Source organism: Paracoccus jeotgali (genome assembly GCF_002865605.1).
Lineage (GTDB): Bacteria > Pseudomonadota > Alphaproteobacteria > Rhodobacterales > Rhodobacteraceae > Paracoccus > Paracoccus jeotgali.
Map to the genome: position 1 here is coordinate 13,439 of NZ_CP025585.1, position 15,367 is coordinate 28,805.

Here is a 15,367-nt window from a genome sequence, read left to right on the forward strand (position 1 = left end):
CCGCCTAAGTGAAGGCGGCCGAGTTTTGTGCCTAGCCTTGGACCCCACAGCCAGCTTCGTGGTTGGCGGGAGAGCCGCGAGGGCGACATGCTGGCCATGCTTAAAAGAGATCCTGCACCAGAGGCGCTCAGGCGCGCCTTCAGCCGCCAAGGCGCGTTTGGATCTCTGCATCATCGCCCCCCCGGCCCGGGAATGGCTGTCTGAGGCATTGGGTGCCGCTGACCTTGTTCTCATCCCGGTCCGACCGCCCCCTGATGATCTTCGTGCGGTGGATGCTACGATTGCATCCCTCAATCGTGCCCGTGTGCCGTTCGCCTTCGCGCTGTCCCAAGCGCCGCGGGCTCGGATCACCGACGGAGGCGCACCTGTTTTGGCTTAGCGCGGACACGTGGCGCCGGTCGATGTTGCTCAGTGCGTTGCTACGCGGAGACAGGAGCAACGGGGCAGGGTATGACAGAGACATCGGATGCCAAGGCGGCGTCAGAAATCATGGCTGTCTGGTCGTATTTGAAAGGGGCTTTGAATGGCTGAGAAACCTGTGACGCTCGACGAACTACTGAACACAGACACCAGACCCCTTGATACGGTCTTTCCTGAGCGCGAGGCAGGGCGAGAGCCTTCTGCAGTCAAACCGATTCCGAAGAAAAGGGTAGGGGAGAAGCGGCTGACGCTCGCATTGGACGGTGAGACCTATCGTCGGCTGCGACTGCACGCGGCAACAACGGATGAAACCCATCAGGACATTCTGGAGCGCGCACTTACGGAATACCTTAGCAGCGTAGGTGCATGAAAGCGTATTTGCGTAGACACGCAAATACTTGCCCTGCCCGTGCGCAAGTAGAACATCTTGCTACCGCGAAAATTACTGGGGTGCCTCCCCAAGCCACATTCGCTCGCCACGTCGAACTGGCCAAGTTGGGGAACGGCAAAATAATCATGACGGCCGTCTTGGCAACTCAAGCTTGCCGGTGTTGAGGAACCGCTCGAGCGCGTCTGTCCAAGGGGCAAGGTCGAGCCCCTGTGACGCAACCCAATCTTCGCTGTAGTAGGTGTCACCATAGCGCCCGCCGCTGTCGCAGATGATCGACACCAATGACCCTGCCTGTCCGGCCTCGATCATTTTCGAGGCGATCCAGCACAAGCCGAAGAAATTGGTTCCCGTCGAGCCGCCGACACGGCGGAAGATCCGATCGGAAAGGATCCGCATCGCCGCGATAGAGGCCGCGTCGGGAACCCGGATCATGTGATCGATGACATCGGGCAAGAACGAAGGTTCGACGCGCGGCCGACCGATGCCTTCGATCCGCGATCCTTGCGAACAGGTCACATCCCGGTCGCCGCTCACGAAGCAATCATAGAAGGCGGAATTTTCGACATCCACGACGCAAAGGCGGGTCGAAAGGTTGCGGTAGCGGATATAGCGCCCGATCGTCGCCGAGGTGCCGCCGGTGCCGGCGCTCATCACGACCCAGTCGGGGACGGGGAATTCCTCGCCCTCCATCTGCTGAAAGATACTCTCGGCAATGTTGTTGTTGCCGCGCCAATCTGTGGCGCGCTCGGCATTGGTGAACTGGTCGAGATAATGGCCGCCCGTCTCCAGCGCGATCCTCTGGGCAGTGTCATAGACCATGGCCGCACTGTCCACGAAATAACACTTGCCGCCGCATTGCTCGATCTCGACGACCTTCTGGCGCGAGGTCGAATGCGGCATCACGGCAATGAACGGCAATCCCAGCAGATCGGCGAAATAGGCCTCGGACACGGCGGTAGAGCCGGACGAGGCCTCGACAAGGGTCGTGCCCTGCCGGATTTTGCCGTTGCAGATGCCGTAAAGCACAAGCGAGCGGGCAAGGCGATGCTTCAGGCTGCCGGTCGGGTGCGTGCTTTCATCCTTGAGGTAGATCGAGATCCCCTCGAGGCCGGGAAAGCTTGGCTTGATGAGGTGGGTATCGGCTGACCGGCGGGCGTCACCTTGCAGGATGGTAATGGCCTTTCGTTGCCATTCATCCTGCATGGTGTCGGGCAGTGGCGGGAACTGCCCGGTCGAGAGGGAAGCGAAGGGGCGGCTGGTCATCATGTCATCTCTTCAGTTCCGGAGGGGGTTCCTGCTGGGTCGAGACTCCCGCCGCTGGCGACCGTCGCGCCAGCAAAACAACGGGTCACAAGCACGCCCTTTTATTGCGAGGGCTTGCCATTATCGCGTGCCAGCTCGGCTTCGACCAGGCGGGTCGCACCGGTTGCCGCGCCAAGCGCCACACCGGGCGCTCGGGTCTCGCGGCGCTTCTGTGCGATCTGGCCACGGGTCAGGGCAATCTCTGCCATGGTGCGGGCTTCATCGGGTGGCAGGGCAAAGACACCGTCGGAATCGGCCAGAATGGCAGCGCCCGGCATGACGGCTGTGCCGCCGCAACTCACCGGAACATGCACCCGACCAGCGATGTCGAGAAGCCGCGTCGTCACCGGCGCAGTGCCGCGGCACCAGACCGGGAACTGCATTCGGGCCATCTCGTCGGCATCGGTGCAGGGGCCATCGATAATCGCGCCGACAATTCCGGCCTCTTGCGCCGCGGCGGCGACCCCATCGCCCAGGCAGGCATATTTGTCGTCCCCCAAACGGTCGATGACCAGGATGTCACCTTGCTTCGCCAGCCCGATGGCGTGGTGCAGTATGGTCGAATCCGCGGCCGGACACTGGACGGTCAGCGCGCGCCCCACGGTTCGCGGGGCAAAGCCGCGGCTGGCCTGAATGCCGCGGTCCATCGATCCCCAATAAAGGATATGCCCGAACATCGTGGTTTCGAGCTGCGCCAGAAGCGCGATCAGATCGTCGTCCAGCGGTGCTGGCTCGGGTCCGAGAAAGTATTTCGGGGGGCGGGGCAGGGGGGTATTCATGATGACCTTCACTTCTGGGTTCTGAGTGTCGGGTCGAACCGGTCGCGGACCCAGTCGCCCACCAGGCTGATCGAAAGCGCAAGCAGGAAGATGATGGTGCCGGGGAACAGCGTCAGCCACCAGGCGGTCAGCAGGCGGTCGCGGCCCTCGCTCATGATCTGGCCCAGGCTGGTCAGCGGCGATTGGACCCCAAGACCCAGAAAGCTCAGCGCGGTTTCCAGCAGCACGGTGAGCGGCAGGTTCACGGTGAACTGGACCAGTGCCACGCTGATCACGTTGGGCAGGATGTGGCGCAGATAGATCCGGTAGGGTGAGGCCCCGAGCGCGCGCACCGCGGTGACATAGCCCTGCTCCTTCGCCGCCAGCACCGCGCCGCGCATGAGGCGGGCATAGACCTCCCACCCGGTCAGGCCGATCAGCAGCAGGAACAGGGTAAAGCTGCTGTCGAACATGGCCAGCACGAAAAGCGCCACGACGATGATCGGCAGCGAGGCCTGCACATCGACCGCCCCGATGACAACCGTTTCGACAAATCCGCGCCGGGCGGCCGCCAGCACCCCCAGAAGCGAACCGAGCACCGCGCCGATCAAGGTGCCGACCACCGCAACGACCAGGGTGATCTGCGCCCCCACCGCAAGCCGCACCAGCAGGTCGCGGCCCCGTGCATCGGTGCCAAGCGGATAGGTCCAGGTGCCGCCGAAGCCGACCGGCGGTTTCAGCCGGTCGAGAAGCGAAGTAGCGCGGAACTCATGCGGCGATAGCCACTGTCCGAAAAGCGCGAAGAGCACGAAGAGGGTGATGAAGCCCAGAGAGAGGCGAACGGCCATGGGCATTGGCGGGCGCCGGTATGTGGTAACCTCTGCCATCAGCGGGCCCGGATTCTCGGGTCGATCACCAGATACAGCATATCGACGACAAGGTTGGCGACAATCATCGTCGCGGCGATGGCCAGCACAAGAAACTGGACCGTGGCAATGTCACGGGTCGCGACCGACCGGACCAGCAGCTGTCCGACCCCGGGCCAGGCAAAGACCTGCTCGGTCACGACGGATCCGGCAATCAGACTTCCAATTGAGAGGCCGACCAGGGTGACAAGCGGAATGGCCGCATTGGGCAAGGCATGCCGGATCAGGCGGCGCTTATAGGGGATGCCGCGGGCTTCTGCGGCCAGCATGAAGGGTTTGTTGATGGTTTCCAGAAGCGAAGAGCGGGTGAACCTTGCATAGCTGCCCATCGAGGCGAGCCCGAGCGTCAGGGCAGGTGCGAGCAAGCCGGTCCATGATCCTGTCGCCCCCTGTCCGCCCAGATAGACGTTGAAGACCAGTGAGCCGACCAGGATCATCACAAGCCCGAACAGAAAATTGGGCATGGCAAAGGCGAAGACCGAAAACCCCATGACCAGCCTGTCGATGGGTCGCCCCCGGTTCAACGCCGCGATGGATCCAAAGGTCAGCCCCGAGATCAGTGCGATGACAAGCGCCGTGCTGCCCAGACGCAGGGTGGCGGGCAACCGGTCAAGGAAGATCTCGAGCGAGGGGCGGCCGGAATGGATCGAATATCCGAAATCGCCTTGGGCGATACGGCCGAGATAGCCTGCATACTGGACCCAGATCGGCTGGTCGAGGCCAAGAGCGCGGCGGTATTGCTCGATCACCGCCTGCGGCGCGTCGGGCGGCGCGAGGGCGGCGGCCGGATCGCCCGAGAAGCGGATGAAGATGAACACCAGCGTTACCGTCACCAAAAGCGTGATCACCGCGCGGGCCACCTTGGAAAGAATGAACCCGATCATGCCACCAGCAGCCGCTTCTGTCCGGGCGCGGCCTGCAGAAGGTCGCTTGTATAGGGCTTTTGCGGATTGGCGAACACGTCTGCTGTGGCCCCCTGTTCGACGACGCGACCATGCTGCATGACCAGCACCTCGTCAGAGATCGCCGCAGCCACGTGCAGATCGTGGGTGATGAAAACCATCGAGAAGCCCAGCCTTTTCTGAAGATCGGCGAAAAGATCGAGGATCTGCACCTGGATCGACACATCGAGGGCCGAGACCGCCTCGTCAGCGATCAGCAGCTCAGGCTCAAGCACCAGAGCCCGCGCGATACAGATACGCTGACGCTGGCCGCCCGAAAATTCCTGCGGATAACGCTCTCCGGCCTGTGGGGTCAGGCCAACCAGCTCGAGCATGTCCATCGCGCGGGCGCGCGCTTCGGATTTTGGCATGCCGTGGATGATCGGACCCTCGGCCACGGCGTCGATGGTCTTGAACCTTGGGTCGAGGGCACCGAAGGGGTCTTGCAGGACAACCTGCACCTTGGAGCGGAATTTCCGCAATCCGACGCCCTGAAGGGTGGTGACATCCTGACCCTTGAACAGGATTCTTCCGCTGTCGACATCCTGAAGCCGGAGCAGGCACTTGGCGAGCGATGATTTCCCCGACCCGCTTTCCCCCACCACGGCCAGCGTCTGCCCCTTGCGCAGAGCAAAGGTCACATCGCGCACCGCGGCAACTTCGGTGCGGTTGAAGAACATGCCGCGCCGATAGGTCAGCGACAGGTCGCGCACGTCGAGAATAAAATCTTCGTCGGATGCCGTGGGCGCACGAGTATCAAGCGCCGCGGCCCGGAGCAGCCGCTTGGTATAGCCATGCTGGGGGTTCTTCAGCACGGCAGATGCGGAACCCGCCTCGACGATCCGGCCGTCCTTCATCACCACGACATGATCGGCGATATCGGCGACGACGCCAAAGTCATGGGTGATGAAAAGCACCGCGGTGTTGAAATCCGCCTTCAGCTTCTCGATCAGCTCCAGAATCTCGGCCTGCGTGGTGACGTCGAGCGCTGTGGTCGGCTCGTCCGCGATCAGCAGGGCCGGGTTGAGCAGAAGCGCCCCGGCGATCACCACCCGCTGTGCCTGGCCCCCGGACATCTCATGCGGATAGGACCGGTAGGCGCGTTCCGGATCGGGCAGCAAGACCGCAGCCAGCATGTCCATCACCCGCTTGCGGCGCTCTTGCCTGGGAACACCATGAACCTGCAGGATCTCTTCCAGTTGTCGGCCGATCCGCTGGATCGGGTTCAGGCTTGATACGGCGTCCTGAAACACCATCGCCACGCGAGGGCCGCGCAAGGCGTTATAGGCGGCAGAGCGTTGCGGCGGGTTTTGCGTGCCCTGCAGGGCGATGGTGCCACTGGTCATCGGCAGGACCGGAGCCAGCATTCCCATGATCGCCTGTGCGACCACCGATTTTCCCGACCCGCTTTCGCCGACCAGGCACAGCGTCTCGCCCGGCGCGATCGTCAGATCAATGTCGGCGACCGCCAATTCGCGGTCCGCGCCTGACGGCAATCCGATGGTCAGATCGCGCACCGTCAGGACGGGAGAAGGCGAGGGGGCCGGCATCTAGCCCATGAACATCTTGTCGAAGATCGTGACGTCGCTGTTGCCGGGGTCCCAGTTCAAATCCTCGCGGATGCCGAAGCTCACGACGTTACGCCAGAAATACATACCTGGCGTGATGTCCTCCCACTCGTCTACCAGCTCAAGATAGGCGGCTTTGCGGGCTTCGAAGTCCTGCGCATCCTCGAAGCGTTCGCCGATCTCGAGGAAGCGATCCGAAGGCACCCAGGTCTTGTGCGCAGCGGTGGTCCGGCTGGAATCCGGACCCCAGTCCAGCCAGAGCGGCCGGTAGGGGTCGCCGGAAAATTCGCTCGACATCGACATGTTCAGCAGGTGGAACGGGCGCTCATAGGCCAGCGAGAAATTGTCCACGATCCGGATGCGGACGTTGATGCCGATGTCACGCCACTGCTCAACCATGAATTCGGCGGCGACTTCGTAGTTCGGATAGAAGCCGCGGACGATATGCCAGATCAGCTCCTCGCCGTCATAATCAGACATTTCCAGCAGCTCGCGGGCGCGTTCGGGATCATAGGGATAGGCGCGCTTGCGGTCGGGGTCGTAATAATCGCCGTATTCGGGGAAGTTGAACGGCGTCGGAACGAAGGTGGCATCGCCCCAAAGCGCCTGCGTGATGCCCTCGCGGTCGATGGCCGAGACCATGGCCTTGCGCAGGTTCGGATCGGTCAACGGGTTGTCCGGAAGATCCTCAGTGTTCAGCGTGTTGAACGCGAACATCGGATAGTTCTCGATCGATTTCTCCAGAACCTTGATGCCTGGCGTGGATCGGACCACCTCGATCTGGTCAGAGGGAATGTTGACGATCACGTCGAACTCGCCCGCCGCCAGCCCGGCATAACGGGTCGAGAATTCGGGCACGATCCTGAAGGTCAGACTCTGGGCCGGAATCGGGCCGTTCCAATAGTCGTCGAACGCCTCGGCCACCAGTTCCGTCGAAGGATTGAACGACACGAGCTTATAGGGGCCGGTGCCCATCGGCTTTTGTCCAAAGGCATCGCGGCCGGCTTCTTCATAATAATGCTTGGGCAGCACGAAACCGATAGGGGTCACCATGCGGTAGGGAATCGAGGGGTCGGGCGCCTCGGTCTCGATCTCGACGGTCAGCGGCCCGGTGGCCTCGACACGGACGATGCCGGCGGCATAGCGGGTGCCGCGGGGCGCTTCGGGCTCCTCTCCCCAAAGCCGCTTTTCCGAGATCGAGAAGGCCACGTCTTCGGCGTCCATGACATGTCCGTCGTGGAACTTCACACCGTCTCGCAACTGGAACGTCCAGATTGTCGGGCTGGTCCGCTCCCAGCTCGTGGCCAGCCATGGCACAAGCTCGGTGCCGTCGGGGTCATCCCAGCGGTTGCGGCGCACCAGCGTGTCGAAGAGGTTCCAATGCACGCGCCCGCCCGACGTCGAGATTCCGATGACGGGGTCCATGGTTTCCCACAGGTTGTCGACGGCGATCACCAGATCGGGTCGGGTCTGAGCGACAGCGCGAAATGGCATCAAGGCGCTCACTGCACCGATTGCTGCGGCGCTCGCGAGCAATGATCTGCGTGTTGTCCTCATTAGATTCCCTCCAGGTGCTGTTTCAGTTGCTGCCGGTGATATGCCGCAGCTTATAGTCGCGTTGGTTCCGTAACGAGGGGATCTGGTCGCGCGTGCGTCTGACCTGTCCCAGGTCCAGATCGATCACTTCCAGCCCCGGATCCGTCCCGCCCATGTCGACCATCACCTTGCCCCAAGGATCCACAACCAGCGAGTGACCCCAGGTTTGCCGCCCGTCATCGTGATTGCCAACCTGCGCCGCCGCGACCACGAAGGCGCCGTTCTCGATCGCACGGGCGCGCAGAAGAACTTCCCAATGGGCCTCGCCAGTAGGGATGGTGAAGGCCGAGGGAACGAACATCACAGTCGCATCCCGTCTGGCGAAGTCCCGGTAGAGATGCGGAAACCGCAGGTCATAGCAGATCGTCAGCCCCCAGGGCCCCCAGGGCGTATCGACCAGCACGGCCTCTGCCCCGGGCGCATAGCGGCTTGATTCACCCGTCGCCGGGCGTCCCTCGAGAAACACATCGAACAGGTGGATCTTGTCATAGCTCGCGACCGATGTGCCGCTCGCGTTGATCAGGTTCGCATGGTTGAGGAAACGCCCGTCGCCACTCGCGATCGGCGTGGAACCTGTCTGAATCCAGATGCCGTGTTCCGCCGCCAGACGTTTGCAGGCGTTGATGAAAGGGTCGTCGGCCTCTTCGGTGATCTGCCGCCGGGCGTCATCGCGGTCCCGGTTCACCATGCCTGCAGCCTCTGGCAACGCCAGAAGATCACATCCTTGCGCCGCCGCGTGACGCACGGCGTCCTCGACGAAGGCGATGTTTCCCGCATGCTGGTTCGTCGATGTCATTTGCGCGATGCAGAGCCGTAAATTCTGCTGCATGCTCATGCCTCCGGTTCGATTTTCGATCATCCTGAAGTCATTGCGCCCGATTAAAAAGCAGAAACTATTTGGATCACGTCTAAAAAGATAACACATTGGGCATCATGAGTCCGATCCGACGCCTTCCATCCCTGAACGCCCTGCGCGTGCTCGAGGCCATTCATCAAGCTGGCTCGATCACCGCCGCAGCACGGCATCTGCGCATTTCACATTCGGCCGTCAGCCATCAGGTGAAGATCCTCGAGGCTTGGGCCACCGACCCGCTCTTCTTCAGCAAGGGGCGAGTGACGATGCTGACCGACGCCGGCAAGAGCCTTGCTGGCGTCACCCATGAAGCCTTTGACGCGATCCGCCACGAGATTGACCGCTTGCCGCTGCGCGGGTTGCGAAGCGTCAGCCTCGCCTGCCTGCCGCTGGTGGCCACCCATTGGCTGATGCCACGCATCGCCGGGTTCAATGCCAAACATCCGGAAATCAATCTTCATCTCAGCCTGTCCCAAACCGACAGGCCCGTCACCCCGCGGCCAGATATCGAGATCCAGTTCGCTCGCCGCAATCAGTTGACGGGGCAGGACATCGCGTTGCTGCCAGGGGACGCGATTCCGGTCTGCTCGCCTGCGCTGCTTGGGGGACGTTGCCCGGACGAATTGCTGGCAAGCGGTCCGCTTCTGTTCGACGAAGATCTGAGGATGTGGTCGCAGTGGCACGAACTCACCGGGCACCCCGCCCGCTCGGCCAGCGGCTCGGGCTTGATGCTAGAGGGGTCGGTTCTGCTGCAAGGTGCCGCCATTGCGGGCCTCGGTATCGCACTCTGTCGGCGATGCTTCCTGGAGAGGGATCTCGCAGAAGGACGTCTTGTCGCGCTGTCCGACCAGGCGATCGACGACGACTGGTGCTATTTCCTGCGCTGCCAAGCCGACAAGCGTCATCTGCCGGAGATCGAGGTGGTTCTCACTGCGCTCGTCGATGCGTCAGCGGCCAGCCGACACGCACGCGCTGCACAGTTTACGGAATAGCTATCGCCGCTCATCGCAGAGGAAAACGGGGCTAGCGTTAAGGGCCTGAGCAATGCTCATGCCCGCCGGATGGTGTTCTCGCTAACGCGAAACAATCGCGACAATTCTGCGATCCCGCGGCCCTCGCTGTCGCGCAGGCGCCGAACCTCCTCTTTCTGCTCAGGCGAAAGGGCAGGGGGGCGTCCTCCGACCCGGCCGCGCCTGCGAGCGGCTGCCAGCCCTTCGCGGGTGCGCTCTGCAATCCGTTCACGCTCGAACTGGGCGATCGAAGCGAAGACGTGAAACACCAGCCGGCCTGCGGGCGTGGTGGTGTCGATGTCCTCTGCCAACGAACGAAACCCCGCGCCACGGCCCCGAACTTGCTCAACAAGCGTGAGAAGGTCCTGAAGAGACCGACTCAGCCGGTCATACTTCGTCACAACGACCACATCGCCCGGCCGCAGTTGATCGAGCATCCGTTCCAGTTCCGGCCGGGCTCGCTTCGAGCCGGAAATCTTCTCGGCCCAGATGCGCTCGGCACCGGCCGCCGTGAGCGCACTTATCTGAGCATCGAGATATTGATCTTCCGTTGAGACACGCGCATAGCCCAAGATCATCCCAAAAACCTTCAGTAACTATTATGGTTCTGGCAGGGGGTTGTGGCGGGGTCAATGATAGGTATAGCGGCGCACGCCAAAAACGAGCATTTTTGGTAGAGATCTATTCTCCTCGGATTATTCTAGCCAAAGCTCGAAGGGGAGCCGTGATCTTCATCGAGTTTGATGACATAACTCTTTCAATCTCCGTCTCAATCTCAGCGCAGCGTGCCGAAACTTCTGCGATAGTAGAAACCTTCTGTGTAAGAAGGCTTTGCGCCTCCTCAGCGGCTTTTGCGGTAGCTTTAGAATCGTTTCTGGCGATCAACAGGCGAACTGCATCGAGATGCCTCGTGATCTCTATCGCAGCCTCGTCGGCCCAAGGCAGCTCTTTGTCCGCCATCGCCTCCATAAGAGAGACAGCATAATCGTTTACCTGCCAGAACGCCTGCCCGCTCCGGATCGGGGTCCAACCAGTCAGCATTTCAATTTCGAGTGTGACTTTCGGTTCTGTCCCTAGGATAGAAGCATGACATTCTGCAATGTTTTGCAGAGCCACCGCCCGCTGCGTCTCACGGCTTGTTGTGGTAATCTGACCGTTGTGAGTTCGGTAAAATGCCGCGAGGAGAGGCAAAATATATCCTTGGCATCCACCACGGTTCAGCGACCGAAACAGCCAGTCGCAGTCGATACCGGCCGTCATACCCACGTCGAACTGCTCAGTGATGGATGCTCGTTTGAACGAGAAAGCAGGAAAGGGGGCCGGCATTCCGAGTAGCTTACGCACTTGCAGGTTTGTTCTTCGCACTGGGAGCGGTCGACTCGCTCGGCTATGCAAATTGTAGTCACAGATCATAAAGCCAATCATGTCTGCATCGGGGAAGGCTTCGTAGGCCTTCCGCGTCCAAGCGGTCCTATAGGGGAACATGATGTCGTCGACATCAGCAATCATGCATAGCTCTGTCGTTGCAGCGTCTAATATAAGATTGAGCGCGCCAGAACGGCCCAAACGACCGCCTTCGATCACGCGTCGGGATATGGATGGCGGGAGGTAACGGTCGAGCATCTCGACGCTTCCATCATCAGACCCGTCATCAACGAAGATCAGCTCAATCGCGTCGTCGGTCTGAGCGGCAAGCGCCGCAGCAAAATCCGGGATGAACGCGCCGCCGTTATAGCAGGTTGTAAGGATACCTACGGGCGCCTTCGCCTTACCGACTTGAGTTGGGCCATCTGCGACAAACCACTTCCGCTGAAATAAAGTCGCCCTAGCAACCGGGTTGCGATGTATCTGGCTCTCGAAAAGCCGCAAAACGTCATCAAAATGCTCTGCTTTGAAGCCGCAGTATTTCCTTAATCTCCGGTGACGCTCATGTTTCATTTCCGCACCAGCGGTGTCACGCGAAAAATCATGCTCAAGAACAGCGCTAGGCTCATAGAGGAAGGCATCAGGGCCCTCGAACGGAAACATTCGCGCCGTAAGATCGACGCCTTCGTGACCGTAGAGAATAGGATCGAAGCCGCCAACGCGCCGCGCCGACGCAGTTCGCCATACAGCAAAGCCTTCGATATCACAGTAGTGCTGCCGTAGATCAGTTCCGGGTGCATAATGTGCCGGTGGCTCAAGCCCGGATGTTTTCAACACGACGCGTCCCCGAACGGCGGCTGCCTTATACACCTCGAACGTCGAGATGAGGGATTCAATTGACGCGGCTGAGGCGTGGCCATCATCATCGATAAAAATAATGCCTTCTCCGCTCGCGAGTCTAAGCGCCAAGTTGCGCGCAACTCCAATACCCGCGTTGAACTTCAACCGCGCAACCGTGACGTTGGATGACGCGGCTTCTATGGGGAGAACCCAAATATCGTCCATCGCGTTTTCAAGGAAGATAATCTCGAACCGCTCACAGTTGAGGTTAATCAGGGTGTTGACTAACCGATGGTGTTCATCGCGCGCAACGTGAGCAACGACGGCAATTGTATAGGGACGGGGTTGATTGTCCCCTTGCACACGAATTTCGGGATCAAAACGGTCGGTAGCAACGCGGATTTGCTCAGATATCATCTGAGCAGAGGAAAATTCGTGCTTGGAAAGATGGGCTGTCGCCCCTCTTAGGAGTGTTTCAATTTCGGAAGAACCTCTGCCTCCAAGCGAACTCTCATCATTAGCACTCACGTAACCTTGGCAGTTCAGCAAATTTCTACTCCGCTCCGAAATGCAGTAACTGTGAGCCGCCATCGGACTTTCATCCAGCAGCCACAGCGACCATTTGTTGGTAGTCCGGCCGCAAGACGCCAAACGCTCAGGCTAGGAAACGAAGCCGCGCAAATGAAAATCCTAAGCTGCTTCCAACTTAAGTTTCTCCAATCCCTCTGGTCCCACAGCTAAATTAAAATAGCTGACTCGCCGCTCTTCGTCGTCCCAGTTTTCCCTAACCAGCTCTGCTAAGGCTGCGCCAGTAAACACCGAGAATACATCATACTGCATTAACAGATCAGGGTCATGATAATCATGAGCACCGTCACCCAACTTGCCTCGAATAACTAGGTCAGCGGCCACAAGAGCTAAGATGTGCCTCCTATCCCCATGCTTTTTGTATTGCCTCCAAAGGCCGTTTAAAACATCCCACTGCAACTGCATGGCTGCGACGCGTTTCTCAGCGATAGAGTATCCCCGCTGAACTAGCTTAAGCGCCCGATGAGCGCCAAAGTGAAAGGCTTGCAGAGACGAAGGGTCAGACGCATGCTTAAAAAACGAACTAGCCGGATCTCGAATAATCCTCCTAGTTCCAGCGCAGGCAGGATTAGGGTCGTTGAATATTCCAGAGCTAGACTCTCTCCAACGAACTCGACCGCTAAAAGTATGGACCCCTAGTATTCTCTCGCCAGTCATATAGTCGTCGCAGGCAACAATAAGATGGTCCAGAGCAGGGCGATCCCGAAAGATCTTGATGATCTCACATAGCACTCCCGAATGAGAAAACACCATATCAGCATCTAGCTTGAAAAACAGGTCATAATCTCTATTATTGTCCATAATGAACTGGTAAAGGGATCGATGGGCTTGATGGTTGCCCAACCCTCTAAAGACCTTATGATCCCAGTTTTTATGGACCTGTCCGTCTAAGGCCGAACAGCACTCTTCGAATTCGTTCTCACCAGAAAAGAGTGTTAGGACCATTATCCTAGGATTGGATGGCAGCGGCGGGCGAGGTTCAGGTTCCTTTTGTGCTGAAGCCGAAACGGTTCCCGCAGGTAACTTCACGCGCGGAATAGGCTTGTGTTTAAGTAAGTAGTCAGCCTTTTCCTCCAAGGACATCATTCGAACCGTCATGTCGTGTTCAAGATAGCCTTCCCGCATAATCAGAAGGTGACGAAGATAGGCATCCGTTACACTATCCCCTCCGTGACGATTTTTAATGACATTACCTACATGGTAGGAATATCCACTATATATTCTCTCGGTCAGGCTGCTGGTAAGGTCTTCGTAAATTCCTTGCTCAATAAAGAACTCTTTTAGGACGTCGACACACCTAAACCGATCGATCAAGTGTTTGTCGCTAACTGATTGAGTAACGCTATCGGGGCGGATCAGGTAATTGTACCGTGTCCCCCCGATAAATTTCACGTTTTTTGCTTTCGTATAAATTCTGGGAGTCGTGGCAGAGTCCTGATGATAAATATGATCGGGAAAAAATATTCCACTTTCAGTAAACAGAGATTTCCGCCATAACTTGTTCCAGAATGCCGGATCAGAGATTTTGAAAGGATCCTGTTCTTTAGGAATAGGGTCCATAGTTGCAACTTTCTGCATTCCGGTTCCGATCGTTCGGCCTTCAGCATCAACCTTCTTGTAACCACAAACAACTACGTCAAACCGACCCTCCTCGGTCGCTTGCCACAGGGCCTCAAGAAAATCCGGCTCAATGAAGTCGTCGCTATCTACGCTTGCTACATAATCGGCGTGGGCATTAATGATCCCGGTGTTTCTAGCGCCGCCAAGGCCAGCATTCTGATCATGTCTAATAAGCCGAACTCGCTTATCCTGTTTAGCAAATTGGCTGACAAGCTCTGCTGACTTATCTGGTGAACAGTCGTCAACGCATATTATTTCGATTTCCCTCAACGTCTGCGCCATAATAGATTCAAGGCACTTTGTTAAGTAGCGTTCGGTATTATAAAGCGGAACAATTACAGATATTTTCGGGATAGTCATTTTTTGTCAGTTCCGATTTCTAAATAGCAGAAATATTTTTTGGTGGGACGCCAAACTATCAATCTGATTGTGAAAGCTGTTACCGCTTAAAGCGAAACGCCATGGATCGCGCTGACCTGAGCGGAGCAGTTACTCGCCAAGAAGTCGAAGCTAGGTATTCTGCGACCCTGCATTCCGCCGCATACTTTTGCTCTCTTTCCGCATGTAGTTGCGCTTCTAGGTTTGCTATTGTCGATATCTTAGCTTTTTCCTGAATGTCTAGTTTTTCCTCCAGGGACGCCAGCTCATTCATCAGCTTGAGATTTCTCTTGACCATTGTGCTTTCTGCCTTAGCAACTTTTTCAAAGTCATCCTTTAGCGACAGGTAGCTGCGCAAGAGATCGTCTTGCTCGTTGGGACGAAGATTTTGATTGCTCGCAGCTGCGGATTTTCTCTTAAGTAGTCGCAAGTCCTCTACCTCTTTGTAAAGATTGGCGAATGATGGGATGAGTCTACCGCTCAAATAACAAGCACCAGCTATTTTCAGGTTAGATGACTTAGAGATCTGGCTCTTCTCGGCTGCGGCAGCTTGTGGAAAGCGTGACGCTGCTGACCGTTAGTGGGCCGGTCGGCATGGTTGCCGAAGTGGCGGACGTCGACGATTAGACCACATCATGGCTAGTGCTCTAGATCCTTCTAGCTCGATCTTATCAGCCACAGCGCGATACTTCTATCGGCTGCAGAGGTCAAGAAGGTGGAGCGAGGTCGCCTTCGGCCAAAACAGGCAGTTGGCAGGGTGCGGGCATTTTTGGCTGTTGCCCACCGACTTGCTTGATCCGCTGCTGAAGTG

Annotated in this window: 13 protein-coding genes; 2 read left to right on the forward strand and 11 right to left on the reverse strand. The window is 58.4% G+C overall.

Going from position 1 to position 15,367, the window contains the following annotated elements:
• The first annotated feature begins 523 nt into the window (after positions 1-523).
• Complete coding sequence (locus CYR75_RS15810) at positions 524-790, forward strand: CopG family transcriptional regulator (RefSeq protein ID WP_101501215.1); 267 nt, start codon at positions 524-526, stop codon at positions 788-790.
• Between the two features lie 144 nt (positions 791-934).
• On the opposite strand, the gene CYR75_RS15815 is transcribed toward CYR75_RS15810, so the two are convergent.
• The 7 genes from CYR75_RS15815 to CYR75_RS15845 all read right to left on the reverse strand — a co-directional run bounded on the left by CYR75_RS15815 (position 935) and on the right by CYR75_RS15845 (position 8,761).
• Positions 935-2,014, reverse strand: coding sequence for a PLP-dependent cysteine synthase family protein (locus tag CYR75_RS15815; RefSeq protein ID WP_225972961.1), 1,080 nt, complete (start codon positions 2,012-2,014; stop codon positions 935-937).
• Between the two features lie 161 nt (positions 2,015-2,175).
• Positions 2,176-2,892, reverse strand: a complete 717-nt coding sequence (locus tag CYR75_RS15820) for an RraA family protein (protein ID WP_158644708.1) — start codon at positions 2,890-2,892, stop codon at positions 2,176-2,178.
• Positions 2,893-2,900: 8 nt separating this feature from the next.
• Positions 2,901-3,725, reverse strand: a complete 825-nt coding sequence (locus CYR75_RS15825) for an ABC transporter permease (protein ID WP_101501217.1) — start codon at positions 3,723-3,725, stop codon at positions 2,901-2,903.
• Positions 3,726-3,757: 32 nt separating this feature from the next.
• The gene (locus tag CYR75_RS15830; protein ID WP_101501218.1) at positions 3,758-4,681 is read right to left on the reverse strand and encodes an ABC transporter permease; all 924 of its coding nucleotides are present in this window, start codon (positions 4,679-4,681) and stop codon (positions 3,758-3,760) included.
• Positions 4,678-6,255, reverse strand: coding sequence for an ABC transporter ATP-binding protein (locus CYR75_RS15835; protein WP_318779007.1), 1,578 nt, complete (start codon positions 6,253-6,255; stop codon positions 4,678-4,680). The genes CYR75_RS15830 and CYR75_RS15835 overlap by 4 nt, the downstream gene beginning before the upstream one ends.
• 33 nt (positions 6,256-6,288) lie before the next feature.
• Positions 6,289-7,800, reverse strand: a complete 1,512-nt coding sequence (locus tag CYR75_RS15840) for an ABC transporter substrate-binding protein (protein WP_225972958.1) — start codon at positions 7,798-7,800, stop codon at positions 6,289-6,291.
• Between the two features lie 85 nt (positions 7,801-7,885).
• A complete protein-coding gene (locus CYR75_RS15845; RefSeq protein WP_225972959.1) occupies positions 7,886-8,761 on the reverse strand; it encodes a carbon-nitrogen hydrolase family protein in 876 nt (291 codons plus the stop codon).
• A 74-nt stretch (positions 8,762-8,835) separates the two neighbouring features.
• Here CYR75_RS15845 and CYR75_RS15850 point away from each other — a divergent pair, with 74 nt between their 5' ends.
• Positions 8,836-9,747 carry a LysR family transcriptional regulator gene (locus tag CYR75_RS15850; protein ID WP_225972962.1) on the forward strand — a complete coding sequence of 304 codons (912 nt, stop codon included), beginning with the start codon at positions 8,836-8,838 and terminating at the stop codon, positions 9,745-9,747.
• A gap of 56 nt (positions 9,748-9,803) precedes the next feature.
• Here the strand turns inward: CYR75_RS15850 and CYR75_RS15855 are convergent, their stop codons facing one another.
• The 4 genes from CYR75_RS15855 to CYR75_RS16155 all read right to left on the reverse strand — a co-directional run bounded on the left by CYR75_RS15855 (position 9,804) and on the right by CYR75_RS16155 (position 15,040).
• Positions 9,804-10,343 (reverse strand): recombinase family protein, encoded by a 540-nt coding sequence (locus CYR75_RS15855; protein WP_101501222.1) that lies wholly within the window; start codon positions 10,341-10,343, stop codon positions 9,804-9,806.
• Between the two features lie 103 nt (positions 10,344-10,446).
• Entirely contained in the window at positions 10,447-12,519 is a 2,073-nt protein-coding gene (locus CYR75_RS15860) for a glycosyltransferase family 2 protein (RefSeq protein ID WP_158644709.1), read from the reverse strand.
• 141 nt (positions 12,520-12,660) lie between these two features.
• Entirely contained in the window at positions 12,661-14,538 is a 1,878-nt protein-coding gene (locus tag CYR75_RS15865; RefSeq protein WP_101501224.1) for a glycosyltransferase family 2 protein, read from the reverse strand.
• 79 nt (positions 14,539-14,617) lie between these two features.
• Positions 14,618-15,040: a hypothetical protein gene (locus CYR75_RS16155; protein ID WP_158644710.1), complete on the reverse strand. Its 423-nt coding sequence runs from the start codon at positions 15,038-15,040 to the stop codon at positions 14,618-14,620.
• Positions 15,041-15,367 lie beyond the last annotated feature (327 nt).

Coding starts and splice junctions, on each gene's coding strand:
- CYR75_RS15840 (WP_225972958.1), bottom strand. CDS start 7,800: ATGCCATTTCGCGCTGTCGCTCAGACCCGACCCGATCTGGTGATCGCC.
- CYR75_RS15810 (WP_101501215.1), top strand. CDS start 524: ATGGCTGAGAAACCTGTGACGCTCGACGAACTACTGAACACAGACACC.
- CYR75_RS15845 (WP_225972959.1), bottom strand. CDS start 8,761: ATGATCGAAAATCGAACCGGAGGCATGAGCATGCAGCAGAATTTACGG.
- CYR75_RS15825 (WP_101501217.1), bottom strand. CDS start 3,725: ATGCCCATGGCCGTTCGCCTCTCTCTGGGCTTCATCACCCTCTTCGTG.
- CYR75_RS15855 (WP_101501222.1), bottom strand. CDS start 10,343: ATGATCTTGGGCTATGCGCGTGTCTCAACGGAAGATCAATATCTCGAT.
- CYR75_RS15830 (WP_101501218.1), bottom strand. CDS start 4,681: ATGATCGGGTTCATTCTTTCCAAGGTGGCCCGCGCGGTGATCACGCTT.
- CYR75_RS15815 (WP_225972961.1), bottom strand. CDS start 2,014: ATGCAGGATGAATGGCAACGAAAGGCCATTACCATCCTGCAAGGTGAC.
- CYR75_RS15820 (WP_158644708.1), bottom strand. CDS start 2,892: ATGAATACCCCCCTGCCCCGCCCCCCGAAATACTTTCTCGGACCCGAG.
- CYR75_RS15850 (WP_225972962.1), top strand. CDS start 8,836: ATGAGTCCGATCCGACGCCTTCCATCCCTGAACGCCCTGCGCGTGCTC.
- CYR75_RS15865 (WP_101501224.1), bottom strand. CDS start 14,538: ATGACTATCCCGAAAATATCTGTAATTGTTCCGCTTTATAATACCGAA.